Below are 26,537 nucleotides of genomic sequence, written 5' to 3'. Positions count from 1 at the left end.
ACCCCCGGCCACGCGATCTCGGTGGTACCCACGGGCCCTCAGCCCCCCATGGCCCCGATCCGCACCAGTCAAAGAACGGAGTCCATGTGCGAGCCGAGTGGCCGGGAGTCGGAGCCCTGGTGAACAGGTGGAACACGGTCCGCAGGGCCCGCATCGAACAGGCCGCGCGGGAGGAGTCCGCCCCCGCCGACGAGGTCGCGGACGTCCAGGACGACACGAGCGCCGGGGACCTGTTGCGGACCGCCAGCGACGCGGCCTGGCGGATACTGATCATCGGCGTGGTCGCGGGTCTGCTGGTCTACGGTCTCACCTACCTGTCGGTGGTCACGTTCCCGGTGATCATCGCGGTGTTCCTCACCGCGCTGCTGATGCCGTTGGCCAACCGACTGCGCCGACCCAACATGATCCGCCGCTCGGGGTTCGGCCGCGGGTCGTCCACGGCGATCACCCTGCTGGTCGCGTTGGTGATCTACAGCGGCGTGGTCACCCTGATCGTGACCCCGGCGGTCGCCAACTTCAACGACCTGGTGGAGAGCGTCAACCGCGCCGTCACCCAACTCCAGGACGTACGACTGCCGTTCGGTCTGGACCCGGCGGTGCTCACCGAGGCGATCGACAACGCCTGGAACCAGGCGCGGTCCCTGATCTCCGACAACTCCGACGAACTCCTGAGCGGGGCCTGGACCGCGACGACCGCCGTGTCGCGCATCGTGCTCGGTATCGTCCTGGTGATCGTCCTGACCATCTACTTCGTGCACTCGGGCGACAAGCTCATGGAGTGGCTCACCGGGCTCCTGCCGCCCCGGTCCCGCCCGGTGCTGCGCCACTCCGCCCGGGTCTCCTACGACGTGATGGGGCACTACGTGCGCGGCGTCGCGCTGGTCGGACTCATGGACGCGGTGGGCATCGGCATCGCCCTGTTCATCCTCATCGACGCCAGTCTGGCGATCCCGTTGATCGTGCTCACCTTCGTCGGCGCGTTCCTTCCGATCATCGGCGCCTTCCTGAGCGGCCTCCTCGCCGTTCTGGTGGCGCTGGTGACCGAGAACTGGGTCGTGGCGCTGATCGTGCTCGCCGCCGTGCTGCTCGTGCAGCAGTTGGAGAGCAACGTCTTCGCGCCCCGCATCTACGGTCGTGCGTTGGAACTGCCGTCCGCGGTGGTGCTCATCGTCGTCACCGTCGGCGGGATCCTCGGCGGCATCGCCGGGCTGTTCCTGGCCACCCCGGTCGCCGCGGTCCTGGCGGCCCTGCTGCGTGACCGCCCCGGGCGGCGCGCCGCCGACGACGATCAGGAGATCACCGCGCAGGACGCCAGGACCGATGGCGAGGAGACCGGCGGGAACTGAGGGCGACAGGCGCCGGGAACTCAGGTCCCGGTCGCCTCGGCGACCAGTCGTTCGAGCCGCGCGTCGACGCGGTCGAGGGGTGCGGTGCTCCGCTGTGCCCGGCACAGGGCCACCGCCCCCTCGACCGCGGCGACGACGAAGGCGGCCAGGTCACGCGCCTCCTCCGACGCGACCCCGTGGTCGACGAACGAGGAGCTCAAAAGCGTCTCCCAGGAGCGGAACACCTCGGCCGCGGCGGCCAGGGCGGGTGAGTCCGCGCCCTGCGGGGAATCCTCCACGGCCACGGCCAGGACCGGGCAGCCGGCCCGGTGCCCGGAGTCGACGAGGATCGCACGCCACAGGTCCAGGAAGGCCCGCAACCCGACGGCCGGGCCGGCCCGGAGTTCCTCGCGCGGGGCCTCCGACCCGGGCCGATGGCGTCCGGGGAGTTGACGGGACGCGACAAATAATACAGCCTATACACTACAGGCTGTGACGCCGGTCACGACTGCTCACAAGGAGGAACACGATGACGGTGGTACTGGCCCACGCCCCGGCGGACTCCGCCGAGGCGGCGTTGGACGCGGCGATACGGCAGGCGGCACTCCAGGAGAGCGAGCTGGTGATCGCCAACGCCGCCTCGCACGACGCCCTGGCCGACGCGCGTGCGGTGGCCGACTCCGGGTTGCGGGACCTCGTCGCCAGGGCGGAGAGCGCCGGAGTGCGGGCACGCTCCGTCCACCTGAGCGACGCCGACGCCGCCGACGCGATCCTGGACCTCACCGAGCAGGTGGACGCCGCTCTGCTGGTCATCGGGGTCCGTCACCGCTCGGCGATCGGCAAACTCCTCATGGGCAGCACCGCGCAGCGTCTGATCCTGGAGGCGTCGTGCCCGGTCCTGGCGGTGAAGGGGGTCCCGGCGTGATCGGCGATCGCGGACTGCTCGTGCCCGCCGTGGGGGCCGTCCTGGTGTTGACCACCGGGTTCTTCGCCGTCCAGGACGCCGCGGGACAGGACGAGGGTTCCCTGTCCCGTTCGGCCCTGACGGTGATCGCCCCGGCCGCCGCCGGCGGTGGTTGGGACCTGGCGGCCCGCGAGTTCCAACAGGCCACCCGGACCGAGTCGATCGTCAACAGCGTGCAGGTGGTGAACGTCCCCGGCGCCGGGGGCACCATCGGGCTGGGACGACTGCACCGGTTGGAGGGGGACACCACCAGCGTCATGGTCACGGGTGCGGCCATGGTGGGCGGTATCGAGATGGGCGGCTCCTCGGTGCGCCTGAGCGACGTGACCCCGGTGGCGCGCCTGACCGACGACTACCAGGTCATCGCCGTGCCCGCGGACTCGCCCTGGCAGACCCTCGACGACTTCCTGGAGGACTGGCGCGAGGACCCGGACCTGCCCGTGGGCGGCGGCTCGGCGGGGTCACCGGACCACCTGGTGGCCGGCCAGTTGGCCGAGGCGGCCGGGCTGGACCCCTCCGGCCTCCACTACACACCGCACGCCGGCGGCGGCGAACTCACACTCTCCCTGCTCTCCGACGCCCAAGGCACCGTGCGCATCGGGGTGAGCGGCTTCAACGACTTCCGCGACCTCATCGCGGGCGACCGTCTGCGCGCTCTCGCCGTGGTGGCGCCCGACCGACTCGACGGCGTGGACGCCCCCACGACCGAGGAACTCGGATACCCCTCGGTCGACCTGGTCAACTGGCGCGGCATCGTCGCCGCCCCGGGGATCACCGCCGAGGAGCAGGCCGAACTGGTCGAGATCACCGAGGAGATGTACGAGGCCGACTCCTGGCAGGAGGCGATCGATCGCAACCACTGGGACCCCAGCTGGGCGGGGCCCGAGGAGTTCACCCGGTTCCTCGACGAGGAGGAGACCCGGATCCGCACGCTCATGATCGACCTCGGCCTCATCGATCGTCCCTGACCCTCCCCGCACCGCTCTCTCACGGAGATACACCATGTCCCACACACGACTCGACCCCGCGGCCGAACCGCCGCCCGCCGGCCGACCACCGGAGACGGAGGAACCCACGAGCCCCCTGTCCTTCTGGGACGGGCGCGGAGAACTCGTCATCGGCGCCATCCTGCTGGTGGTGGCGACGGTCCTGGTGACCGGCAACCTGGGGATGAACGTCATCGGCGACGGCGGGCTCCTCGGCCCGCAGGGGTTCGGCTGGTTCGTGGCCGCGCTCGCCACCGTCGTCGGCGTCCTCCTCACGGTGGCGGCGTTGCGCCGCTCCCCCGAACAGCGCCGCTCGATGGCGGCTCGGGAACGCACCAACTGGCGCGCGGTCGGCCTGGTGATGCTCGGCATCATCGCGTTCAGCGCCCTGATCGACATCGTGGGCTGGCTCATCATGGCCACGGTGATGTTCGCGGCCGTGGCCACGGGCCTGGGCAACCGCAACGTGGTGCGCAACCTCGCGGTGGGGTTCGTCATGGCCGCGGTCATCCAGATCGTCTTCAGCGGCATGCTCGACCTCAACCTGCCCTCCGGCCTGTTGGGGGGTCGATGATGGATCAGCTGACCCACCTGATGGGCGGTTTCGGCGACGTCCTCACCCCGATGAACCTGCTCTGGATCACCCTGGGCGCCTTCCTCGGCACCGCCGTGGGGGTGATGCCCGGCCTGGGGTCGGCCATGGCGGTGGCCCTACTGCTGCCGATGACCTTCACCCTCGATCCGCTCGCAGCGCTCATCCTGTTCAGCGGCGTGTACTTCGGTGGTCTCTTCGGTGACTCCACCGCGGGGATCCTGATGAACACCCCGGGCAACAGCACCGCGATCGCCACCACCTTCGAGGGCCACGCCATGGCCCGCGCTGGACGGGCACCCCAGGCGCTGGCCACCTCGGCGATCGGTGCGTTCACCGGAGGGGTGCTCGCCACCACCCTGGTCGTGTTCTTCGCGCCGACGATGGCCGACCTGGCGACGAAGTTCGGTCCCGGCGAGTACTTCGCCCTGGCGCTGTTCGCCTTCGTGGCGATCTCCGCGATCGTGTCCGAGTCCCCGCTCAAGGGGTTGGCCGCGCTCGCCATCGGGCTGGCGCTGGCCCTGGTGGGCACCGACCAGTCCACCGGCACCGCCCGGTTCACCTTCGAGGTGCCCGCGCTCTTCGACGGCATCAGCATCGTCGTCATCACCGTCGCCGTGCTGGCGGTGGGCGAGGTGCTGCACAGCGCCGGGCGCGTGGGGCATCGCGGAGCCCACGAACTGGTCCGGTCCAAGGGACGACCGTGGCTGTCGGGTCCGGAGTTCCGCGCGGCACTGCCCGCCTGGCTGCGCGGCGCCGGTATCGGTGTGCCGTTCGGGATCATCCCGGCGGGCGGCGCGGAGGTACCGACCTTCCTCGCCTACAGCACCGAACGCCAACTGGACCGACGTCGCCGCAAGCCCATGTTCGGCAAGGGCGCCATCCAGGGCGTGGCCGCGCCGGAGGCCGCGGGCAACGCCACCGCCGGCAGCGCGATGGGGGCCCTGCTGTCCCTGGGGCTGCCGACGTCGGCGACCGCGGCCGTACTTCTGGCCGCGTTCCAGCAGTACGGCATGCAGCCCGGACCCCTGCTGTTCGAACGCAACGGCGCGATCGTGTGGGCCCTGCTGGCGGGGCTGCTGCTGGCCACCGTCGTGCTGCTGATCATCAACCTGCCCTTCGCGCCCCTGTGGGCGAAGCTCCTCTTGCTGCCGCAGTCCTACCTGTACGCGGGGATCACGGTGTTCGCCTGCCTCGGTGTCTACGCGACCGGTGCCAGCAAGACCGACCTGGCCATCATGTGCGTCCTGGGCGCCGTGGCCTTCGCGATGCGGCGCACCGGGGTGCCGTTGGCGCCGGTGCTCATCGCGGTGATCCTCGGCCCGCTCGCGGAGTACTCGCTGCGCGACGCCATGGCCAACTCGGGCAACGACCCGCTGACGCTGGTGAGCAGCCCCATCACACTCTCCCTGTACGCGCTGCTGCTGCTCGGATTGGTGTGGACGGTGTGGCGTCGGCTGCGCCCGGCCGCTCCGGCCGCCGTCGAGGAGGAGCACGAGGAGGAGACGAGCGGGTCCGGGAGGACCTGACGACCCCGTGAACGGCGTCGGGGCCGGTCCGGAGCGCTCTCCGGACCGGCCCCGACGTTCGTGGGACCCGCAGGCGGGGTCAGCCGTCCCCGGTCCGCTCACCACGCAGCGTCCGGTCCAGAATGTAGGGAAGGAGCCCGCCGTGACGGTAGTACAACCGCTCGCGCGAGGTGTCCAGCCTCGCCCGGACCGTGAACTCCCGGGTCCACCCGCTCACCAGGTGGCGCGCGGCGACGGTGACGTGGGAGGGGACCTCGGCGTCGTCCGCCGTTCCGTGGACGGTGTACTCCTCCTCCCCCGTGAGCCCGAGGCTTCGGGCGCTCTGTCCGTCCTCGAACTGCAGGGGCAGGACCCCGGCGCCGACCAGGTTGGAGCGGTGGATGCGTTCGAAGGACTCGGCGATCACCGCGCGCACACCCAGCAGTGCGGTGACCTTGGCGGCCCAATCGCGGGAGGAGCCCGCACCGTAGTCCCGACCGGCGAGGACGATCATCGGCCGACCGCGCTCACGGTGACGGTCGGCGATCACGTGCACGTCGTCGACGACCGGCTCGTCCCCGTGCTCACCGAGGTCGACCGCGCTTCCGCCCGGGCGGCCCGGGGTCATCCGGTTCTCCAGGCGTGGGTTGGCGAATCCGCCCAGCCGCATGACACGCCAGTTACCGCGTCGCGAGGCGTAGGTGTTCATCTCACGGTCGGGCACCCCGCGCTGGGTGAGGAAGCGGCCCGCCGCGCTCGTGGTGGGGATGCGCCCGGCCGGGCAGATGTGGTCGGTCGTCACGGAGTCGCCGAGCACCTGCAGGACCCGGGCCCCGGTGATGTCACCGCGCACGGTGTCGTCCGGACCGTCCAGGAACGGTGGGCGTTGCAGGTAGGTCGACTCGGGGTCCCAGGTGAAGACGTCGCCCTCGGGCGCGTCCAACCCCCGCCAGTGGTCGTCGCCGTCGAAGAGGGTGCTGTACACCTCGGTGTACATGGACGGTGTGATGGAGGAGGAGGCGACCTCCTCGATCTCGGCCTCGGTCGGCCACAGGTCCGCCAGCATCACCGGCTCGCCGTCGGTCCCCGTGCCGAGCGGTTCCGCGGTGAGATCGATGTCCACGGTGCCGGCCAAGGCGAAGGCGACCACCAGGGGCGGGGAGGCGAGGAAGTTCAGGGAGACGTCGTTGTTGACCCGCCCGTCGAAGTTGCGGTTGCCGGAGGTCACGGAGGCCACCGTCAGCCCTGCCTCGACACGGTCCGCCAGCTCCGGGACCAGGGCGCCGGAGTTGCCGATGCACGTCATGCAGCCGAAGCCGACCAGCCCGAACCCGAGCTCCTCCAGGGCACGCATCAGGCCGGCGCGTTCCAGGTAGTCGACGACCACGCGCGAACCCGGCGCCAGGCTGGTCTTGACCCAGGAGCGGGGGCGCAGCCCCCGGCGCACCGCGTTGCGCGCCAGCAGCCCGGCCGCCACCATCACCGCGGGGTTGGAGGTGTTGGTGCAGGAGGTGATCGCGGCGATGGCGACCGCGCCGTCCCGGGCCGCGTCGGCGAGTTCGGCCGTGTCGGGGGCTGCCGGCGCGGTGGCCGGGTCGGACCGGCGCTCCGCCGCCTCCAGGAACCCCCGCAGGGCGTGGGCGGTCTCGCCCAGGTCGAGCCGGTCCTGGGGGCGACGGGGCCCGGCCAGGCTCGGGACGATCTCCGTCAGGTCCACGGTGACGGTGGTGTCGAAGCGGGGGTGGTGGGCCGGGTCGTGCCACAGGCCCTGTTCCTTGGCGTAGGCCTCCACCAGACCGACCCGCGCCTCGTCCCGGCCGGTCAGGCGCAGGAAGTCGAGTGTGCGCCGGTCGACGGGGAAGATCGCGGAGGTCGAACCGAACTCCGGGCTCATGTTGGCCAGGGTGCAGCGCGTGGCCAGACCCGTCGCGGACACCCCGGGGCCGAAGAACTCCACGATCGACCCGACCACGCCCAACCGGCGCAGGCGTTCGGTCACGGTGAGCACGAGGTCGGTGGCGGTCACCCCTGGCCGGAGTTCACCGACCAGTTCGACCCCGACCACCGGCGGCACCAGCAGCGAGACGGGCTGGCCCAGCATCGCGGCCTCGGCCTCGATACCGCCCACGCCCCACGCCAGCACCGACAGGCCGTTGACCATGGTCGTGTGGGAGTCGGTGCCGGTCACGGTGTCGGGGAGGGCCACCCCGTCGCGTACCTCGACCACGCGGGCCAGGTGTTCGACGTTGATCTGGTGCATGATCCCCGCGCCGGGCGGGACCACCTCCAGGGTGCGCAGTGCCTTCTGCCCCCACTTGAGGAAGCGGTAGCGCTCGTGGTTGCGCTCGTACTCACGGCGCACGTTGAGCCGGGGCGCGTCGGGCCGGGCGAAGAAGTCGGTGGACACCGAGTGGTCGACCGTGAGCTCGGCCGGGACCACGCCGTCGATGAGCCGAGGGTCGCCGCCGCGACGCACGACCGCGTCGCGCAGCGCGGCCAGGTCGGTCAGCACGGGCACGCCGTTGGTGTCGTGGAGGAAGACCCGCGAGGGGTGGAAGGCGATCTCGTGGACGCCCGCACCGCCCTCGACGACAGCCTCGACGTCCGCCGCGGTGACGAGGTCACCGTCCTCGTGGCGCAGCAGGTTCTCCACCATGATCTTGTGCGCGAAGGGCAGGTCCTCCGTTCCGGGGACGGCGCCGAGGTGGAAGAACTCGGCGGTACCGGCGGGGATCCGCAGTGTGCGTCTGCTGCGGTATGAATCGATCGACATCGCACCTCCTAGCCTATAGGCTACACGATGTCAGAAGTCGGCTTCTTCCCGGTACCCTGACTCCCGGGAAGGACGGTCGCACGTGACACCGAAGCCGGTTTTCAGCAAGAGCGAGTACGCCTACGAGGAGATCAAGCAGCGCATCCTCGCCGACGAACTGCACCCGGGCGACCCGGTCAGTCAGGAGGGCATCGCCGCCGATCTGGGCATCTCGACCACCCCGGTGCGCGAGGCGCTCAAACGGCTGGCCAGTGAGGGCCTGATGGTGCTGGCCACCCACCGGGACGCGCGGGTCACCGAACTGACCTTCGCCGAGGCCCAGAGCCTGTACGAGGTCCGGCTGAACCTCGACCCCCTGGCCGCCCGCTGGGCCGCCGAACGGCGCACCGAGGGCGACATCGCGGTCATCCGCGAGGCGGTCGGCACCCTGCACCCGCTCACCGGCACCGCCGGGGTCGCCGCGCTCAACGCCCACCGCGGTTTCCACCGGTCGATCTATCGCGCCTCCCACAACGCGCCCATGGTCGAGATCCTGGACGGGTTGTGGGACAAGGCCGACCGGTACCGCCAGTTCACCCTGAAGTACCGCGCCGACACCGAGTCGGAGATCGAGCGGGTCCGCGGCGAACACCAGGACCTGGCCGAGGCCGTGATCGAGGGTGCGGGCGCGCGGGCCGAGGAGGTCATGCGTCACCACATCTCGCGCAGCCTCGGCCGCCGCGCGATGGAGCGGTTGCGTCCCCAGGAGGACGAGAACGGTTGATCGCCCCCGGGATCGCACCGCCCCCTCGGTCGGCGCGATCCCGAGCGTCGCCGTCGTCAGGGTCCGCGGCGGCCCCGGTCGTTGGTCCACCCTGAACAGGCGCGGGGCGACGCAGGAAGTCTCGGGTGTGGGGGCGTCCATGGCCGACGGTCGGAGCGCGTCGGGGGCACACCCCGGGTAGACGCTGACGACGGTGCTCTCGTCGGGGCAGGGATAGGCGCCCAGGTGGTCGGTGTCCACGGCCGGACCGGCTCTCCCCGTCCAGGGTGAGGTAGCAGTCCCGGTCCTGGACGTACACGTGCGGACGGTCGTCGGCCACGGAGTTGACCCGGCCGGGGACGGGGTGGGCCCGCAGCCCCGGTCGTCCTCGGGGTCCAGGGCGATGCACGCGTCCGCGACGGTCGCGTGGAGGCCTCCGTCACCGGCCACCACCTTCGGGGCGGGGTACACGACGTCCTACCGGGAGCCGGCGGGTCACACCACGGGTGCGCTCGTGTGGGACCGCCACAGGAAGTCGTCCCCTCCAGCGGTACCGACCAGCGCACCGCGCCCGGTTCTCCGCCGTCGCCGTTCTCGGGTCGGGTGACCACGGTGTCCGGACCGGTCACCGAGGCGGGCGAGGGCGCTCCCTCCTCCTCGTCCGTGGAGGAGGGAGCGCAACCGAGACCGACCAGACCGCGGACCTCGTTGTGCACGCCCCGGGCGCGAGCGGGGGAGGTGGAGGACCCGCGCGCATCGTCGTGGGAGGAAGGCGGGCGCCGGTGACCCCGCCGGGCGGGGTCACCGGACCGGATCCGCTCCGGACCCGCGGGTGCTCAGACGAGGTCGGCCAGGAGGGGGATCTGCTCGGGGTCGGCCAGCGCCGAGCCGACCGCGACCATGCGCGCCCCCGCACCGAGGTACTCCCGGGCGTTGTGGGCGTCCATGCCGCCGGTGGCGACGATCCGCACGTCGGGGAAGGGCCCGCGCATGGCGCCGAACCAGTCCGTGCCGAGCGCGGTCGCGGGGAAGGCCTTCACCCAGTGGCCACCGGCCTTCAACACGCCCTGGATGTCGCTGGGTGTGGCCACACCGGGCAGGTGGGGCATGCCCGCCGCCTCCGAGGCGGCCATGACACCCGGGTCGAAACCGGGCGCGACGGTGAACGCGGCACCCGCCTCGGCCACAGCCCGGACCTGGTCCTCGGTGATCACGGTGCCCGCGCCCACGGGGTGGCCGCGCTCGGCCCCGGCACGGACGGTCGCCTTCAGGGCCTCCAGACCCGGGGCGTCGCGAGCGGGCACCTCGATCGCGGTGACCCCGAGTTCCCACGCGCGCTCGGCCAGCGCGACGGTGGTGTCCACCGGCATGCCCCGCAGGATCGCCAGGACACTGTGTCCCGCGAACAGGCCGTCCAGACCCGCCTCACTCATGTTCGTCTCCTCTCACCGCGGCCACGGCCGCCGATGCTCGTTCGGTCCATCGTCGGTCGGGCACCGCGAGCAGTGCGTCCAACCGCTCGGGCGGGGGTGGCGCGGCGAGGTCGCCCGTCACGCGCAGGACACGTCCGGCGCACAGGTGACCGAGCCGCAGGCGTCCCCGGGCGTCCAGTCCTCGCAGGTCCGCGGCCAGGTATCCGGCGGCGAAGGCGTCACCGGCGCCCACGGGCTCCACGACCTCCACCCTGGGCGCGGGAACGTACGTCTCCCCCTCGCCACCGAACTCGGTCGCCCCGTGTTCGGCGTCCTTGACCACGAGACGGTCGACGTCGGGCAGGAGGTCGCGCACGTCGCGGGCGGTGTGGGTGCCCCACAGTTCCTCGGCCTCGTCCCTGCCGACGAACACCAGGTCGGCGAGGCGGGCCAACTCCAACAGGCGGGGCGCGGCCTCGCCTCGTCGCCAGAGCCGGGGCCGGTGGTTGACGTCGAAGCTCACGGTCGTTTCGGGGGACCTCAGAAGGTGCTCGGTGAGGGCGTCGCACGTGGGAGAGAGCGCCGGGGTGATCCCCGACAGGTGCACCGTCGCGGCGGCGCGGATGTGGGGATGGTCGGCGAGGTCGGGACCGAGCGCGGAGGCGGCCGACCCCGCCCGGTAGTAGTGCACGGTGCTGCCGGTGGGCGAGGGATCCTTGGCGAGCAGGCCCGTGGGGCGCCCGGGGTCGACCCGGGTCCCGGACACGTCCACGCCCGCCTCCCCCAGGTGGCGCACGAGCAGGCGCCCGAAGGGGTCGTCGCCCACCGCGCTCAACCAGGCGGCCCCGTGGCCCAGGGCCGCCAGACCGCAGGCGACGTTGGACTCGGCACCGGCCACGCCCATGCTCAGGGACGGAGCCTGGTCCAAGGGCACCGCTTCGGTCGCGGTGAGGAGCAGCATGGTCTCACCGACACAGGTCACCTGGGGGTTCACGTGTTCCCTCCGAACCGGTGGGCCGGGGGCGCGGTGACGTCCACCGGGGCTGAGAGGAGCGCGCCGTCAGCGGGGCCGGGCCGGTCGAGGCCCACAGTGGCGGAGCCGACGAACAGCCGGGGTTCGGGGGCCTGGACGACGCACACGCTCGTGGGCTGCGTCGCGGGCAGGGCGACCACACGTTCCAGCGCACCGTCGGGGTCGTAGCGGTGGACCCGCCCGGCGCCCCAGATCGCGACCCACAGGTGTCCCTCGTCGTCGACCTGCATCCCGTCGGGGTTGCCCTCCTCGACCTGGGCGAAGAGCCTCCGCGCTCCGAGTTCCCCGGCGGAGGTCACCTCGTAGGAGTCGATCCGGCCGGCGGCGCTGTCGGCGAGGTACATGCGGGCACCGTCGGCGGTGAAGGCGGGCCCGTTGGGGATGGTGTAACCGTCGAGGACCCGCGTGACCGCACCGTCGGGGTCGGCACGGTACACCGATCCGGCCCCGGGGGTGCCGTCGTAGGCCATCGATCCCGCCCAGAATCGACCCCGCGGGTCACAGCAGCCGTCGTTCATCCGCATCGGCGTGGCCGCGCCGTCCTCGGGCCGGGCCAGCCACCGCTGCACGCCGTCCACGCCGAGCAGCGCGATCCCGGTGCCCGCGGCCGCCACGTAGGTGTCCGGCCGGTCCTGAACGGGGGCGACCGCGCCCAGGGGCACGTCCAGGGCGACGACGACCTCCGCCGGTCCGGGGCGGTGCGGGTCCACGCGCAGGAGCCTGCCGGTGAGGATGTCCACCATGAGCAGGTCCGCGCCGTGTCGGCGCAGCCCCTCCCCCAGCGCGAAGCGGTCGTTGTTCCACGGTGCGTGCGTCAAGTCCGTCACCTTCCCCTCACCACTCCGCGAAGGAGCCGTCGTCGTGGCTCCACAGCGGTGGCCGCCAACGGTGTCCCTTGCGGTCGGCCCGTCGCACGGCCTCCTCGTCCACGGTCACGCCCAGCCCGGGGGCCTCGGATCGAAGGATGTGCCCGTCGGGGAAGGCGAAGACCTCGGTGTCCAGGACGTAGTCGAGCAGTTCGGCGTCCTGGTTGTAGTGGATGCCGATGCTCTGTTCCTGGATGAGGAAGTTGGGGGTGGCGAAGGCGACCTGGAGGCTGGCCGCCAAAGCGAGCGGTCCCAGCGGGCAGTGCGGGGCCAGGAGCGCGTCGTAGGTCTCGGCCAGCGAGGCGATCCGGCGGACCTCGGAGATCCCGCCCGCGTGGGAGAGATCGGGCTGGGCGACCGCGATGCCCGCCTGGAGCGCGGGGAGGAACTCGGACCGACCGAACAGGCGCTCCCCCGTGGCGATGGGGACCGGGCTGCTCCGGACGACGTCGCCGAGCAGGTGGCCGTACTCGGGCAGCACCGGTTCCTCGGCGAACATGGGGCGCAGCGGCTCCAACAACGGAAGCACCCGGCGGGCGGTGGCCGCGTTGAAGCGACCGTGGAAGTCCACGGCCACGTCCCGGTCCGGGCCCAGCACCTCGCGTACTCCGGCCAGCCGCTCGACGATGCCGTCGATCTCGCGGACGGTGGCCGAACGTCCCACCACCCCCGCGGCGTTCATCTTCACGGCGGTCAGCCCGGACTCCACGCGGGCGGCGACCGCGTCCGACAGTTCGGCCGGGTCGTCACCGCCGACCCAGCCGTACACACGCACCTTGTCGCGGACGGGACCGCCGAGGAGACGGTGGACGGGGACGCCCAGGGTCTTGCCCGCGATGTCCCACAGGGCCTGGTCGAGCCCGGCGACCGCGCTGGAGAGCACCGGTCCACCCCGGTAGAACGCGGCCTTGGTGAGGCGCTGCCAGTGGTACTCGATGGGGGCGGGGTCCTGGCCCAGGAGGAGTTCGGACAGTTCCTCGACCGCGGCCCGCACGGTCTCGGCCCGCCCCTCCACCACGGGTTCGCCCCAACCGACGACCCCGGTGTCGGTCTCCACCCGGCACATCAGCCACCGGGGCGGAACCAGGAAGGTCTCGATACGGGTGATTCTCACTGCTGTCTCTCCAGATCGTCGTCGGGCGCGTCGTCCTCGGTGACGCGAAGCAGGTCCTCCCTGGCCTGGTCCAGCAGGGAGCGCATGGCGGCCTCGGCCGCGGCGGGGTCGCCGGCGGCGACGGCCTCGGTCACGGCGCCGTGGCTGGGCACCGGGTCCTTGTGGACGCCTCCGTGGACCAGGCGGTCCCGTTCGGACAGTCCGGCGGCGAAGAAGACGTCCGTGCGGGTGAACAGCTCGTTGTGCGTGGCGGTGAGCAGAGCGCGGTGCCAGCGCAGGTCGGCCCGCACCACCTCCTCGGCCGGGCCGTCGGCGGTCGCCCCCATCTCGGCGACCGCGGCCCGCAACTCGACGACGTCGGCGTCCTCGCGCCGCCGGGCCGCGAGGCGGGCGGCGGCGGGTTCCAGGGCGTCGCGCAACTCGGCCAGTTCCCCGAAGAAGACGTCACCGGCGCCGGCGGCGATCCGCCACCGGACCACGTCCGGGTCGAGCAGGTTCCAGTCGCCGCGCGGACGCACGAACGTGCCCTTCCTCTGCCGGGACCCCACCAGTCCCTTGGCCGCCAGCACCTTGATCGCCTCGCGGAGCGCGGTCAGGCTCAGGTCGAGCTCCTCGCTGAGCTCGGCCAGGTCGATCGTCTCCCCCTCCCCGAAGCGGCCGGAGAGCACCCTCTCCCCCAGCAACCGCACCGTCTGGCCGTGTACACCGCGCCCCGAATAGGCCGCCATCATGTCCTCCGTTCCCGGCGCCCCGTCACGACGACGCCTTGTAGATACTCCACCCTCCGTCCACCGGCAGGCTCGTTCCGGTGACGTAGGAGGCCTCCCCGGAGGCGAGGAAGGAGATGACGGAGGCGACCTCGTCGGGGTCGCCGAAGCGGCCCGCGGCGGTCTGGGCGACGCTGGTACGGCGGTCCTCCTCGTCCACGTCCTCCCAGGCGGCGGTGAGGATGGGGCCGGGCAGCACACAGTTGACCCGCACGCGGGGCCCGTACTCGACGGCGAGCTGGCGGGTCAGGGCCGTCAGGCCCCCCTTGGTGGTGGCGTAGGCCGGGCGGCCGGGCAACCCGAACCAGGCGTGGACCGAGGAGGTGATGACCACACCGCCCGCACAGGCGGTCAGGTCGTCCAGGCAGGCACGCACCCCCAGGAACGCCCCCGTGAGGTTGACGGCCAGCTGACGCTCCCAGGAGGCGAGGGTGGTCTCGTGGGCGGGCGCCTGCTCGACGGTGTAGGCGTTGGAGACGAGGACGCCCACCGGCCCGAAGGCGCCGCGTGCCCGTGCAACGACGTCGTCCCACGCCGCCTCGTCGCTCACGTCAGCCCGCACCGCGAGCGCGTTCCCACCCTCCGCGCGGATGCGCTCGGCGGTCTCCTCCAGCCGCGGCGACAGGTCGGTCAGGACCACGGAGGCGCCCTCCGCGGCCAGGCGGCGGGCGGTGGCCTCCCCGATGCCCTGGGCCGCTCCGGTGACCACGGCCGTCACGCCCTTGTGCCTGCTGTCTGTCATCTCACTCCATCGATCGGTGGGTGCGCCCGGTCCACGCCGGGTGCGTCGGTTCCGGCGGGGTCATGCGCTCGCGGACACGAACACCACGTCGGGCGGGCCGTGGGCGTCCGTTTCGGGGACGGGAACGGCGAAGCGGGTCGGTGCGCCGGGGCGGGTCCGCGCCACGGTGTGCCCGGAGGCCCGGTGGACCAGGATGCCCGAACCCGTGGACGTGAAGGCCCCGACCAGCCTCGGCCCCTGCGGCCCGTGCGTCTCCCAGCGCGGCGGTGCGCTCCAGAAGCCGTCGGGTGTCACCTCGGTCACCGGATCCGTGCCGGAACCGAAACCGAACGTGACGCCCAGGGAGGTGCCCCGGCCCGGGACGAGCGGGGTGAGCGGTCCCAGCGCCTCGACCTCGGTCACCCGGTCCACCGGCCGGAGCCCGCCCAGGTGTTCCAGGGGCTGCTCCAGCGGTGCCTCCAGCCAGACCTCGGCCCGGGACCCGGAGTCCGGGTAGTCGGCCCCCTCGCTCACGTCGAAGCGCTGCGTCAGGGTCCCGGCGGCGCCGACGTGGGCCAGCCACCCGGACGCGGTGGGGAACCCGACCTTGCCGACGACGTCCTGCGGAGGGACCCGCAGCGCGCCGGGTGCGTGCTCCACGACGCGCGGGTGGCCGTTGCCCGCGATGAGCGCGGTGGTGTGGGGTCCCTCCCCCCGCACCCCCACGAAGACGCCGTCGACCACGTCCCCGGCGGCGGGGGTGCCGTCGATCTGGGTGACGTTCCACAGCGCCCACCGGCGCGGTGCGTCGGAGACGTTGACCGCCTCCAGGTCCAGGCGGTAGCCCGCGGTTCCGGGCGCGAGCGTGATCCGCCGACGCAGACGCAGACCCGACCGCGGATCGTCACCGCTGGTGAGGGTGAGCACCGCTGAGCCGTCCGGGGTGGAGGAGGTCTCGGTCGTATAGTGCCCCGAGTCCAGGACGGGGTCGGGTGGACCGGCCCACGCGTCGGGTCCGTCCCACCCCTGGGGCGCCGGCCACGTCTTGTCGCCCCCGAGGTTGTTCCAGGCGCTCATCGGCCCGTCCACCGGGCCGAGCTCCACCCCTTCCATGGGCCGCAGGTCCTCGTCCAGCAGACGCGGGTTGCGGTACAGGTGCTCGTGACCGCGGTGGCGCACCGACAGCACACGGCCGCCCATCCCCGGGGCCGCGACCACCCGGACGATCCCGTTGTCGAGCACGATCAGTGCGTGGACGCCGGAGCCCTCGTGCCGGATCTCGACGGGAGCGTTCACCGCGTCTCCCCGTTCACCAGGCACACCTTGCCCCGACTCTCGCCCGCGGCCAGACGGTAGGCGGTGTCGGCGTCGGCCAGGTCGAAGCGGTCGGAGACCACCCGCTCCGGGGACAGGCCCCAGCGGACCAGGTTCACCGACAGTTCGGCCATGGCGGGCAGCGAGGTCACCCACGAGGCGTACAGGGTGAGCTGCTTGTGCAGCAGGGTGTCGGACACCTCGGTCTCCAGGGTGCCGCCCTCGCCGACGAGCGAGACCCGACCCCACTCCGCGGCGTGCTCCAGGGCCAGGGAACGGCCCGCACGCGAACCCGAGCAATCGATCACCGTGGCCGCGCCCCGGCCGGAGGTGACCCGGCCGATCTCCTCGGCGGCCTCCTCCGGAGAGGCCAGACCGTCGAAGACGTCCAGGGTGGCGGCCCAGTCGCGGCGCCGCGCGTTGGGCTCCACCCCGATCACGCGGGCCGCCCCCATACCGCGGCCGATCATGCCGGCCGCCAGGCCGACCGGGCCCAGGCCCACGACGAGCAGGTCACCGTCGCCGTTGACCGCGATGCGCCGCAGCCCCTCGTAGGCGGTGCCGAACCCGCAGGCGATGAGGGCGCCGTCGACGAAGGAGAGCGCGTCGGGCAGGGGGACGCAGGTCGACTCCTCCGCCAGCAGGTAGTCGGCGTGGCCGCCGTCGCGCTGCCAGCCGTAGGAGGCGCGGCCGGGGTCCGTGCAGCTGATCATGTAGCCGCGGCGGCAGTTGTCGCAGAGCCCGCAGCCGGCGATGTGGTAGACGATGACCCGGTCGCCCGGGCCGAACCTGCGGCACCCCGGGCCGGCCTGCACGACCGTTCCCGAGGGTTCGTGGCCGGCGACGACGCCGCGGTAGGCGGGGCCGTCGACGCCGCGGTGGGTCTTGTGCTCGCGGTAGATGTAGCCGATGTCGCTGCCGCAGATGCCCGAGGCACCGATCCTCAGTAGGACCTGGCCCGGTCCCGGCTCGGGCACGGGCAGGGTGTCCACGACCGCGGTGGAGTCGCCGGGCAGGCGCACCCCGCGCATGGTCGCGGGCGGAGCGGCGTCGAAGGCCGTGGCGTTCATGATGGTGTTCCCCCGTTCGGGCTAGGCGAGCCGGTTGGCGGCGCTGCGCCGGCTGATGACGACGTTGATCAGGACGGCCCCCACGATGATGAGGCCGCGCACCACGTCCTGGAAGAAGGAGTTGACCCCGAGCAGCACCAGGCCGTTGGCGATGACGGTGATGAAGACGACGCCGAGGAAGGTGCCGCCGAGCGAGCCGCGCCCTCCGGCGAGCGCGGTCCCACCGATGACGACGGCGGCGATGACGTCGAACTCCAGGCCGGCGGCGGCACCGCCGTTGCCCGAGCCCAGGCGGGCCGCGAGCAGGACGCCGGTGATGGCGGCGAGCAGACCGGTGGTGGCGAACAGCAGGATGCGCACCCGGGCCACGTTGAGCCCGGCCAGCTGGGCGGCCGCGGCGTTGCCGCCGGTGGCGTAGACCGACCGCCCGTAGGCGGTGTACTTGGCGATGTAGGCGAAGACGGCGAAGAGGACCAGCATGACCACCGCGGCGGTGGGCACGCCGAGGATCGACCCGCCGAGCACGTCGAGCAGGGCGCTCTCCGGAAGGGGGACGGGCAGCGCGTCGGTCATGTACAGGGCCAGGCCGCCCAGCACGCTCCACAGGCCCAGCGTGGTGATGAAGGAGGGCACGTTGAACCGGGCCCGCAGCCATCCGGCGATACCGCCCCACAGCACGCCCATGGCCAGGGTGACGAGGATGGCGCCCATGACGCCGAGGTTCCACTCGGTGGCGCCCTTGGCGACGATGACCGAGGCGAAGGCGACGGCCGGGCCGATGCTGATGTCGATCTCCCCGGCGATGATCACCAGGGTGACGCCCCAGGCCGCGATGCCGATGGTCGCGGCGTTGCGCAGCAGGCCGAGCTGGTTGTCCAGGCTCAGGAATCCGGAGGCGGAGAGTCCGAGGACGATGTAGAGGATGAGGATCGCGGCCAGGAGGCCGATCTCGTTGAGACGGTGGCCGTAGCGGCCGATGAAGTCGCCGCGGGCGGAGACCGCCTCGCCGGTGACCTTGGTCGTGGTGATCATTGGTTCCTCGCCGTTCACGCCGCCATCGCGGCGGCCATGATGTTGTCCAGGGTGATGTCGTCGCCGGTGAACTCGCCCTCCAGGCGGCCTCCGCGCAGGGCAAGCACGCGATCGCACACGAGCGGCAGTTCCTCCAGCTCGCTGGAGACGAAGAGCACCGCGGCGCCCTGCTCCGCGAGTGCGCGGACGATGCCGTAGATCTGGGCCTTGGCCTCCACGTCGACGCCGCGGGTGGGCTCGTCCAGGAGCAGGATGCGACTTCCGGCGTGCAGCCAACGGCCGATGACGGCCTTCTGCTGGTTGCCGCCGCTGAGGTTGACGATCGGGGTGTCGGGCGCGGCCGCCTTGATGGACAGCCGGTCGATGAGGTCGCGGCCCAGCGAGGAGACCCGCGAGGGGAGCACGGTCCCGGCCCGGGAGGCCCCTCCGAACCAGGTCATGACCATGTTCTCGGAGACACCGAGGAGGGGGATCACACCCTCTCCCTTGCGGTCCTCCGGGGTGATGCCCACGCCCAGACGTCGCATGGTGCGCGGAGTGGGGCGCGCCACGGGCGACCCGTCCACCTCCAGAGCGCCGTGCGCGGGGGTGAACCCGGCCAGCGCGCGCAGGAGTTCGGTGCGTCCGGACCCCATGAGCCCGCCCAGCCCCAGGACCTCACCGGGGTGGAGGTCGAAGGAGACGCTCTCGATCTTGGGCGGGACCGCGAGGTCCCGGACGGACAACAGCGGTGTCCCCGAGGTCGGGGTGGGGCGGCGGACCGGGGCCTGCGCCTCGACCCCACCCTCGCCGAGCATGAGCGACACGATGCGGGCGGTGGTGGCGCCCCGCACCGGTACCGTCTCGACGATCGCGCCGTCGCGCATGACGGTGACGGTGTCGGCGACCCGTCGGATCTCGTCCAGACGGTGGCTGACGTAGATGACGCCCACGCCCCGTGCGGCGACGCGGGTGACGGCCTCCAGCACGGCCTCGGCCTCGGCCGCCGCCAGCGCGCTGGTGGGCTCGTCCAGGATCAGCAGGCGGGGCCGGGCCCGCAGGGCGCGCGCGATCTCCACGAGCTGCTGCTGGGCCAGGGGCAGCGCGCCGACACGGGTGCCGGGGGCGATGTCGACGCCGAGTTCGGCGAAGACCTCCTCGGCACCGGTGCGCATGGCGGCGTAGTCGATGCGCCCGTTGCCCTTGGGCCAGGAACCGAGGTAGAGGTTCTCCGCGGCCGACAGCTCCGGGACCAGGCTGAGTTCCTGGTAGACCGTGCCCACGCCGAGCTCTCCGGCCCGCCGGATGCCGCCGTCGCCGAGGGGACGGCCGTCGATCTCGATCTCGCCCTCGTCGGGCGTCTCCACGCCCGACAGCAGACGGATGAGGGTGGACTTGCCGGCGCCGTTGCGCCCCAACAGGGCGCGGACCTCGCCGGCGCGGATCTCGAAGTCGGCGTGGGCCAGTGCCGTGACTCCGGGGTAGCTCTTGGTGGCGCCGCGGACGCGGGCCACGACCTCGGTGTCGGGCGCCGCCGCTGCGGGGGTGTCGCTCATGGGTGCTCCACGGGTGGGAGGAACGATGGACGTGGGATGCGCGGGCCGGTCACGGGATGCCGTCCGGGTGCTCCTCCAGCCACTCCTCGCCGTCCTCCGGGGTGGTGTAGAGGTCGATGGGCGCCGGAGTGACGAACTCGTCGGGTGCCTCGCCGGCGATGATGCGCTCGACCGTCTCCCCCGCCAGGAGCCCGACGGCGGTGCCGGAGATGTCGACGTTGGCCTTGAGGATGCGGTGGTCGGACAGGGCGCGGGCCGCGTCCGTGGACATGTCGCTGCCGAAGACCACGACCTCCCCGGCCAGGCCCCGGTTGGCCACGGCGCGGACCGCGCCCATGGTGGCGCCGCCGGCCTCGCCGTAGAAGGCGTCGAGGTCGGGGTGGGCGGTGAGGAGCCGTTCGCCCACGTCGACGGCCTCGTCGATGGTCGCGCCCTCCTGGTTGGCGACGATCCGGGCGTCGGGCAGGCGGTCGAAGAGCGCTTCCTCGAAGCCCTCCCTGCGCTGCACGCAGACCTCGACGAACTCGCAGTTGAGGACCGCGATCTCGGGGTCGGACACGCCTTCGCCCTCGAAGTGGTCAGCGGCGGCGTCACCGAGCAGGCGCCCGAACTCGTGGGGGTCGCCGAGGATGTAGGAGGTCACGTACTCCGCGGCGGCCTCGTCCTCGACGCAGGTGTTGTAGCAGATCACCGGCACGCCGCTCTCGTGCGCCAGCCGCACGGCCGGGACCGAGGCGGTGGCCGAGACCGGTGACAGGACCAGCGCGTCGACGTCGGCCGAGGAGACCACGTCGACGAAGGTGCTCTCCTCGGAGGCGTCGCCGCGGGCGTTGAGCTCCAGCAGCTGGAGTTCGCGTCCGGAGTTCTCGGCGTGGTCTTGCATGCCCTGGCGGACTCCCGCGTAGAAGCCCTGCGCGTCCATGTAGACGACGCCGATCCGGCCGTCCTCTCCGAGACGGGCGCCGCATCCGGCGAGCATCAGCACGCACAGGGCGGCGGCGACAGCGGCGATCGCGCGGCCCGGGGGGCGTGGCGGTCGTCTGCCCATGGGGGTCCTCCTTGACGTAGGGCGCGCCGCTCACCTGCGCGGACGCCTTCCTCGACTGCGCAAGAGCATGTCAGAGTGATCCAGGTAACGTCAATAATAAATACTAATTAATTATTTTTGCCGAAAGGTCCTCCGCGAAGGTGTCGCCACACGTCCTCGCACCGGCCCGCCGGGCCCCGGCGCGGGCGTCACTCATCCAGGCCCGACGACGCGGGTGGTCCGCGGCGCGGGGCGGTGTGCGAACGTGGGGTCCGAGTTCCCCAGGCGCGAAGGAGTCCCATGACGGCGTTCGACCCCACCTCGTTCCGGACCGGTTTCCCCTCCCTCACCTCGGGCATCGCCCACTTCGACGGCCCCGGGGGCACCCAGACGCCGGCCCGTGTCGGGGAGGCGATCGCCCGCACCCTGACCGGGCCGCTGTCCAACCGCGGCGGCTCCGTGGCCTCGCAGACCAACGCGGAGAGGGCCGTGGCCGCGTTCCGGAGCGCCTACGCCGATCTGCTCGGCTCCGACCCGGCGGGGGTGGTCCACGGCCGCAGCGCCACCCAGATCACCTACGACTTCTCCCGGCACCTGGCGCGGGGCCAAGACGGACGGGGATGGGCCCCGGGCGACGAGGTGGTGGTGACCCGGCTGGACCACGACGCCAACGTGCGCCCGTGGATCCAGGCGGCCGAGCGCGCCGGCGCCACCGTGCGGTGGATCGACCTGGACCCGGCCACCGCCGAGGCGGACCTGTCGGACCTGGACTCGGTGATCAACGAACGCACCCGGCTCGTGGCCGTGACCGCCGCCTCCAACCTGCTGGGCACCCGCCCGCCGGTGCGGACCATCGCCGACCGGGCCCACCGGCACGGCGCGCTGGTCTACGTGGACGCGGTGCACCACGCCGCGCACGCGGTGGTGGACCCGGTGGGGATGGGGGCGGACTTCCTGGTGTGCTCGCCGTACAAGTTCCTGGGCCCGCACTGCGCGGTGCTGGTCGCCGCCCCGGCGCTGTTGGACACCCTCCGGCCGGAGAAACTGGTGCCCTCCACCGACGCGGTGCCCGAGCGCTTCGAGTTCGGGACCCTGCCCTACGAGACCCTGGCCGGGGCCACCGAGGCGGTGGAGGTGCTCGCCGACCTGACCGGGAACGGCGACCCGTCGGTGTCGCGCCGGGAGCGTCTGGCGCTCTCACAGTCGGCGATCGACGCGCACGAGGACGCGTTGCGTCTGCGTGTGGAGGAAGGGCTGGCCGCGTTCGGCGACCGTGTCGTGCTGCACTCCCGGGCCGCCGACCGCACCCCCACGCTGTTCCTCACCTTCCCGGGGCGGCGCAGCGTCGAGGTCTCCCGGGCCCTGGCCGAACGCGACGTCCTGGCCCCGGCCGGTAGCTTCTACGCCCACGAGACCTTCGCCCGGCTGGCCCTGGAAGACGACGCCGGGCTGCGCGTGGGCATGGCCCCGTACGTGACCGAGGGGGACGTGGACCGGCTGCTCACCGCCCTGGAGGAGCACCTGCGCCCGTAGACCGGGTCTGCGACGCTGCGCCCCGGGGTCGCACGCCCCACGGCACGGCGGAACCGTCGGGGCTCGCGGTGGGAGGGCCCGTCCCGCACCCTCCCCCTCACGGTCCGTCCCCGGGCTCGCAGTGAGCGCGGTCCAACGGCGTCCCAACGCGCACCCCTGTGGCTCCGCGAACGGTGTCCGGCGCCCGCACCGCGCTCACCCCGGGTCCGGCGACCCGTCGGGCGAGGGCCGGGCCGGTGGAGCCTGGTCCCGTCGGAGTTCGTGCTCCAGGGCGTCGAGTTCGGCGCCGCCGGCCATGTGGTGGGTGAGCGCCTCCGGGGACAGGCGTTCACGGGGCGCGTCCACGTCCACCCCGCCCAGGGTGAGCACCGTGAAGTGGTCGCCGACCAGGTGGGCGTGGTGCGGATTGTGGGTGACGAACACGACGCCCAACCCGGCGTCGCGGGCGGCGTCGACGTACCTGAGCACCACCCCGGACTGGCGGACCCCGAGCGCGGCCGTGGGTTCGTCGAGGATGAGCACGCGCGCACCGAGGTGGACGGCGCGGGCGATGGCCAGGACCTGCCGTTGTCCACCGGACAGATGACCCACGGGAGCGTCGATGTCGGGGAGGGCGATGCCCATCTCGCGGAGTTCGGAGTCGGCCAGGGAACGCATGCGCGCGACGTCCAGCCTCGACAGCGGCCCCCACCCGCGGCGGATCTCCGAGCCGAGGAAGAAGTTGCGCCAGACCGGCATGAGCGGGACCAGCGCCAGGTCCTGGTAGACGGTGGCGATCCCGCGGTCGAGCGCCTGTCGCGGCGAGGTGAAGGCCACCGGCGCCCCGTCCACCAGGTACTCCCCCTCGGTGGGGGCGTACAGCCCGGCGAGGATCTTGATGAGGGTGGACTTGCCGGCCCCGTTGTCGCCGAGCACACAGGTGACGCGCCCGGCCCGCACACGCAGGTCGACCCCGGTCAGAGCACGGATGTGGCCGAAGCGGCGGTGCACGCCGCGCAACTCCAGCAGAGGGGTGTCCTGGTCGGTCACGCGGTCACCTCCGACCGGCCTGGGTGCGCACCCAGCCGTTGATCACGACGGCGGCGAGCAGCATCGCGCCGACGAAGAACATCACCAGGTTGTTGTCCCACCCGGCGTAGACGATGCCCTGCCGGGTCATGCCGTAGATGAACGCGCCGATGGCGGCGCCGATCACCGTGCCGTAGCCACCGGTGAGCAGACAGCCGCCGACGACGGCGGCCATGATGTACAGCAGTTCGTTGCCCACGCCCTCACCGGACTGGACGGTGTTGAAGGCGAAGAGCAGGTGCATGCCGGAGAACCAGGCGAAGAAGCCCACCGTCATGAACAGGCCGATCTTGACCCGGGTGACGGGCACACCGACGGCACGGGCGCTCTCGGCGTCCCCGCCCACCGCGTAGATCCAGTTGCCCACGCGGGTGCGGACCAGGACCCAGGTGGCCAGGGCCACGAACAGCAGCCACCACAGGACCGTGACGCGCACCGACACCCCGCCCACGGAGAAGCTGGAGGCGAACACGGCCCGGGCGGAGTCGAACCCGTCCATGTCGGCGATGCCGCGCGTGGAGACGCCACCGGTGACCAGGCGCGTCACCGCGATGTTGATCCCCTGGAGCATGAGGAACATCGACAGGGTGACCAGGAAACTGGGGAGTCGGGTGCGGGTGAGGATCCACCCGTTGAGGAGGCCCACCCCCAGGGAGACCGCCAGGGCGAACAGGGCGCCCACCCAGACGTTCAGCGAGAACCACCACGCGAACATGGACGCGGCCAGCGCCGAGGTGATGACGGCGACCCCCGCGGAAAGGTCGAACTCGCCGCCGATCATGAGCAGGGCCACGCCCACGGCCATGATGCCGATGGTGGACCCGGCGTAGAGGATGGTGGCCAGCGCCGCACCGGTGCGGAAGGGTTCGGCGATCGCGAAGAACACCGCGAACACCACCACGGCGCCCACCAGGGAGCCGACCTCGGGTCGGGTCAGGAACCGGCGCAGCGGTCCGCGCCGGGCCACCCGCGACGTCTTCTCCTCGTCCGCGGCGGGGGGCGGTACCCGCGGTGTCACTGTTTCGCCCATGGTCAGCGCGTCCCCCGCTCGGCGTACTCGGCGACGTCGTCGATGTTGGTGTCGTCGATGAACGCCGGTCCGGTCAGGACGGGCTCTCCGCCCCCGAGGGTGTTGCCGTTGGTGCGGTAGAGCCACAGCGACTCCACCGACAGGTAACCCTGGAGGTAGGGCTGTTGGTCCACGGCCCACAGCACGTCGCCGTCCTGGAGGGCGGCCACGAGTTCGGCGTTGGTGTCGAAGGTGGCGACGGCGGCCTCACTCCCGGCGTCGCCGATGGCGTCCAGGGCGGTGATGGCGATGGGCGCGCCCAGGGCGGCGACCAGGTCGACGTCGGTGGACTCCTCCAGGCGGGAGGAGAGGGCCGAACGCACCTCGGGCATGTTGGCGCTGTCCACGTACAGGGTCTCGGTCTGTCCCGCGAACTCGGCGGCCAGGCCCTCGCAGCGTGACTCCAGCCCGATGTTGCCCTGTTCGTGGATGACGCACACGACGTTCTCCAGGCCCTCCTCGTCGAGGCGGGCGCCGAACGCCTCACCGGCCAGGTACTCGTCGGTACCGAAGTACTGCTGCACGCCGAGGTCCTGCCAGTCGTCGATACCGGAGTTGAGGGCGACCACCGGGATGTCGGCGGCCTCCGCGGCCTCCAGCGCGCCCTCCATGGTGTCCGGGCTGGGCAGGGTGACGGCGATGCCGTCGACACCGCGGTCGACGGCGTTCTGCACGAGGTTGGCCTGTTCCCGGGCCTCGGGGTCGGCCGCGTACTCCAGGTCGACGCCGCTCTTGTCGGCGGCGGCCTCCGCGCCGGTGCGCACGATGTCCCAGAAGGTGTCGCCCTGCACCTGATGGGTGATCATGGCGATCGTCAGGTCGACGGCCTCGGCGTCCTCGGCGGACTGTTCGCGGCCTCCCTCGGAACTACAGGCGGTGGCGACCAGGAGCACGCCGACGGCTCCCAGGGCCAGGGCAGGGACGGCGGGTAAGCGTTGCATCGGGCCTCCGAGGATCGGTCGGGTGGAGGGGGACGGGTCCGGACGTGACGCGCCGGCGACGCTTCAGGGGAGGCTCTGGTGCCGGGCGCCCAGACCACAGCCGTTGAGGTAGCGGCGGGTGCGCTCGGCGATGGGCGCGGGGACGTCGAAGTCGCAGGGGTACAGGTCCTGTTCGACGATGACGAACACGCGCGCGTCCACCTCGTCCAGCGCGTCGATGACCGAGGCGGGCGCCGGGACCCCCGCGGGGGGCTCCACGCACACACCGCGCCGGACCGCCTCGCCGAAACTCAGCCCCTCGCGCTCCACCTGTGCCAGGACGTCGGGGTCCATCTGTTTGATGTGGACGTAGCCGATGCGCTCCCGGTAGCGACGCACGAGGTCGACCGCGTCACCTCCCCCGTAGGCGACGTGCCCGGTGTCCAGGCACAGCGACACGAGGTCGGGGTCGGTGCCGTCGAGGAACCGTTCGATCTCCTCCTGGGTGCGCACGTGGGTGTCGGCGTGCGAGTGCAGGCACAGGCGTACGTCGTACTCGTCCAGGAGGACGCGGCCGAGTTCGTCGGCGGTGCGGGTCAGGTGCGCCCACTGATCGGCGTCCAGCGTCGGCGACTCGGTGTAGGCACCGGTGCGCTGGTCCCGGTACATGGGTGGGATGAACACGAGGTGGTGGGCGCCGACGGCCGCGGTGAGCGCCGCGACGGTGCGGGCGGTGGCGAAGGTGTCCTCACGGTGGTGCGCGTTGTGGAGGTCACCGAAGACGGTGCCTCCGCTGACCCGCAGCGACCGGCGGCCGACCTCGTCGGCGAGCCGGGCCGGGTCGGTGGGCAGGTAGCCGTAGGGGCCCAGTTCGAGCCACCCGTACCCGGCCTCGGCGAGTTCGTCGAGGAAACGCGGCCAGGGGGTCTGGAGGGTGTCGTCGGGGAACCACACGCCCCAGGAGTCGGGGGCCGAACCCAAGACGAGACGTTCGCGGGGGCTGCGGAGTGCGGGGTCGATCATGGCTGCTCCTCGCGGGGTTCACAGGTGGTGACGGCGGTCGCCCCGCCGTCGCTCGTGGTCGTGGTGGGCGCGACGGGTGGTGTCGAGGGCGGACACCTCGGCGACGGGCACGTCCCACCAGGCGGTGGAGGGCGGGCCGGGGG

Annotated in this window: 24 protein-coding genes; 7 read left to right on the top strand and 17 right to left on the bottom strand. The window is 72.3% G+C overall.

All coding sequences use genetic code 11. The features are described from left to right. The first annotated feature begins 86 nt into the window (after window positions 1-86). On the top strand, window positions 87-1,346 hold the full coding sequence (locus DSY14_RS15845) for an AI-2E family transporter (RefSeq protein WP_211717339.1): 1,260 nt from the start codon (window positions 87-89) through the stop codon (window positions 1,344-1,346). A 20-nt stretch (window positions 1,347-1,366) separates the two neighbouring features. Here the strand turns inward: DSY14_RS15845 and DSY14_RS15840 are convergent, their stop codons facing one another. Then, window positions 1,367-1,705, bottom strand: a complete 339-nt coding sequence (locus DSY14_RS15840) for a TetR family transcriptional regulator C-terminal domain-containing protein (protein ID WP_211717338.1) — start codon at window positions 1,703-1,705, stop codon at window positions 1,367-1,369. Between the two features lie 149 nt (window positions 1,706-1,854). Here DSY14_RS15840 and DSY14_RS15835 point away from each other — a divergent pair, with 149 nt between their 5' ends. From DSY14_RS15835 to DSY14_RS15820, 4 genes are read left to right on the top strand one after another with little or no spacing between them, the layout of a single operon-like run. Then, entirely contained in the window at window positions 1,855-2,250 is a 396-nt protein-coding gene (locus DSY14_RS15835; RefSeq protein ID WP_211717337.1) for a universal stress protein, read from the top strand. Then, the gene (locus tag DSY14_RS15830) at window positions 2,247-3,257 is read left to right on the top strand and encodes a tripartite tricarboxylate transporter substrate binding protein (RefSeq protein ID WP_211717336.1); all 1,011 of its coding nucleotides are present in this window, start codon (window positions 2,247-2,249) and stop codon (window positions 3,255-3,257) included. The genes DSY14_RS15835 and DSY14_RS15830 overlap by 4 nt, the downstream gene beginning before the upstream one ends. Window positions 3,258-3,291: 34 nt before the next feature. Further along, window positions 3,292-3,849, top strand: coding sequence for a tripartite tricarboxylate transporter TctB family protein (locus DSY14_RS15825; protein ID WP_211717335.1), 558 nt, complete (start codon window positions 3,292-3,294; stop codon window positions 3,847-3,849). Beyond that, window positions 3,849-5,396, top strand: a complete 1,548-nt coding sequence (locus tag DSY14_RS15820; RefSeq protein WP_211717341.1) for a tripartite tricarboxylate transporter permease — start codon at window positions 3,849-3,851, stop codon at window positions 5,394-5,396. Before DSY14_RS15825 ends, DSY14_RS15820 begins: the two co-directional genes overlap by 1 nt. 79 nt (window positions 5,397-5,475) lie before the next feature. Here the strand turns inward: DSY14_RS15820 and acnA are convergent, their stop codons facing one another. Further along, window positions 5,476-8,148: an aconitate hydratase AcnA gene (gene acnA, locus DSY14_RS15815; RefSeq protein ID WP_211717334.1), complete on the bottom strand. Its 2,673-nt coding sequence runs from the start codon at window positions 8,146-8,148 to the stop codon at window positions 5,476-5,478. An 82-nt stretch (window positions 8,149-8,230) separates the two neighbouring features. Between acnA and DSY14_RS15810 the strand changes: the two genes are divergently transcribed. Continuing rightward, on the top strand, window positions 8,231-8,911 hold the full coding sequence (locus tag DSY14_RS15810) for a GntR family transcriptional regulator (RefSeq protein WP_211717333.1): 681 nt from the start codon (window positions 8,231-8,233) through the stop codon (window positions 8,909-8,911). An 815-nt stretch (window positions 8,912-9,726) separates the two neighbouring features. Here DSY14_RS15810 and DSY14_RS15805 read toward each other — a convergent pair. From DSY14_RS15805 to DSY14_RS15755, 11 genes are read right to left on the bottom strand one after another with little or no spacing between them, the layout of a single operon-like run. Then, window positions 9,727-10,323, bottom strand: coding sequence for a bifunctional 4-hydroxy-2-oxoglutarate aldolase/2-dehydro-3-deoxy-phosphogluconate aldolase (locus DSY14_RS15805; protein ID WP_211717332.1), 597 nt, complete (start codon window positions 10,321-10,323; stop codon window positions 9,727-9,729). Beyond that, the gene (locus tag DSY14_RS15800) at window positions 10,316-11,296 is read right to left on the bottom strand and encodes a sugar kinase (RefSeq protein ID WP_211717331.1); all 981 of its coding nucleotides are present in this window, start codon (window positions 11,294-11,296) and stop codon (window positions 10,316-10,318) included. The genes DSY14_RS15805 and DSY14_RS15800 overlap by 8 nt, the downstream gene beginning before the upstream one ends. Next, a complete protein-coding gene (locus DSY14_RS15795; protein WP_307851238.1) occupies window positions 11,293-12,162 on the bottom strand; it encodes an SMP-30/gluconolactonase/LRE family protein in 870 nt (289 codons plus the stop codon). The genes DSY14_RS15800 and DSY14_RS15795 overlap by 4 nt, the downstream gene beginning before the upstream one ends. A gap of 7 nt (window positions 12,163-12,169) precedes the next feature. After that, window positions 12,170-13,315 carry a galactonate dehydratase gene (dgoD, locus tag DSY14_RS15790; protein WP_211717329.1) on the bottom strand — a complete coding sequence of 382 codons (1,146 nt, stop codon included), beginning with the start codon at window positions 13,313-13,315 and terminating at the stop codon, window positions 12,170-12,172. Beyond that, window positions 13,312-14,043, bottom strand: a complete 732-nt coding sequence (locus DSY14_RS15785) for a FadR/GntR family transcriptional regulator (protein WP_211717340.1) — start codon at window positions 14,041-14,043, stop codon at window positions 13,312-13,314. Before DSY14_RS15785 ends, dgoD begins: the two co-directional genes overlap by 4 nt. A gap of 25 nt (window positions 14,044-14,068) precedes the next feature. Continuing rightward, window positions 14,069-14,824: an SDR family NAD(P)-dependent oxidoreductase gene (locus DSY14_RS15780; protein WP_211717328.1), complete on the bottom strand. Its 756-nt coding sequence runs from the start codon at window positions 14,822-14,824 to the stop codon at window positions 14,069-14,071. A gap of 60 nt (window positions 14,825-14,884) precedes the next feature. Beyond that, the gene (locus tag DSY14_RS15775; protein ID WP_211717327.1) at window positions 14,885-16,099 is read right to left on the bottom strand and encodes a hypothetical protein; all 1,215 of its coding nucleotides are present in this window, start codon (window positions 16,097-16,099) and stop codon (window positions 14,885-14,887) included. After that, on the bottom strand, window positions 16,096-17,187 hold the full coding sequence (locus tag DSY14_RS15770; protein ID WP_211717326.1) for a zinc-binding dehydrogenase: 1,092 nt from the start codon (window positions 17,185-17,187) through the stop codon (window positions 16,096-16,098). Before DSY14_RS15770 ends, DSY14_RS15775 begins: the two co-directional genes overlap by 4 nt. A gap of 21 nt (window positions 17,188-17,208) precedes the next feature. Further along, entirely contained in the window at window positions 17,209-18,219 is a 1,011-nt protein-coding gene (locus tag DSY14_RS15765; protein WP_211717325.1) for an ABC transporter permease, read from the bottom strand. Between the two features lie 14 nt (window positions 18,220-18,233). Beyond that, entirely contained in the window at window positions 18,234-19,754 is a 1,521-nt protein-coding gene (locus tag DSY14_RS15760; protein WP_211717324.1) for a sugar ABC transporter ATP-binding protein, read from the bottom strand. Window positions 19,755-19,803: 49 nt separating this feature from the next. Continuing rightward, the gene (locus tag DSY14_RS15755) at window positions 19,804-20,802 is read right to left on the bottom strand and encodes a substrate-binding domain-containing protein (RefSeq protein WP_211717323.1); all 999 of its coding nucleotides are present in this window, start codon (window positions 20,800-20,802) and stop codon (window positions 19,804-19,806) included. Window positions 20,803-21,081: 279 nt separating this feature from the next. Here DSY14_RS15755 and DSY14_RS15750 point away from each other — a divergent pair, with 279 nt between their 5' ends. Next, window positions 21,082-22,314 (top strand): cysteine desulfurase-like protein, encoded by a 1,233-nt coding sequence (locus DSY14_RS15750; protein WP_211717322.1) that lies wholly within the window; start codon window positions 21,082-21,084, stop codon window positions 22,312-22,314. Window positions 22,315-22,509: 195 nt separating this feature from the next. Here the strand turns inward: DSY14_RS15750 and DSY14_RS15745 are convergent, their stop codons facing one another. The 4 genes from DSY14_RS15745 to DSY14_RS15730 form a co-directional block, all read right to left on the bottom strand. Continuing rightward, window positions 22,510-23,343, bottom strand: coding sequence for an ATP-binding cassette domain-containing protein (locus DSY14_RS15745; protein ID WP_211717321.1), 834 nt, complete (start codon window positions 23,341-23,343; stop codon window positions 22,510-22,512). A 4-nt stretch (window positions 23,344-23,347) separates the two neighbouring features. Further along, window positions 23,348-24,412, bottom strand: coding sequence for an ABC transporter permease (locus DSY14_RS15740; protein WP_211717320.1), 1,065 nt, complete (start codon window positions 24,410-24,412; stop codon window positions 23,348-23,350). Between the two features lie 2 nt (window positions 24,413-24,414). Then, entirely contained in the window at window positions 24,415-25,392 is a 978-nt protein-coding gene (locus DSY14_RS15735; RefSeq protein ID WP_211717319.1) for a substrate-binding domain-containing protein, read from the bottom strand. Window positions 25,393-25,455: 63 nt separating this feature from the next. Further along, window positions 25,456-26,394, bottom strand: a complete 939-nt coding sequence (locus DSY14_RS15730) for a TIM barrel protein (RefSeq protein ID WP_211717318.1) — start codon at window positions 26,392-26,394, stop codon at window positions 25,456-25,458. Window positions 26,395-26,537 lie beyond the last annotated feature (143 nt).

Source organism: Nocardiopsis sp. MG754419 (assembly GCF_018207095.1).
Classification (GTDB): Bacteria; Actinomycetota; Actinomycetes; order Streptosporangiales; family Streptosporangiaceae; genus Nocardiopsis.
The sequence above is the reverse complement of the archived record's forward strand: the minus strand, read 5'-3'. Positions and strand labels throughout refer to the sequence as shown.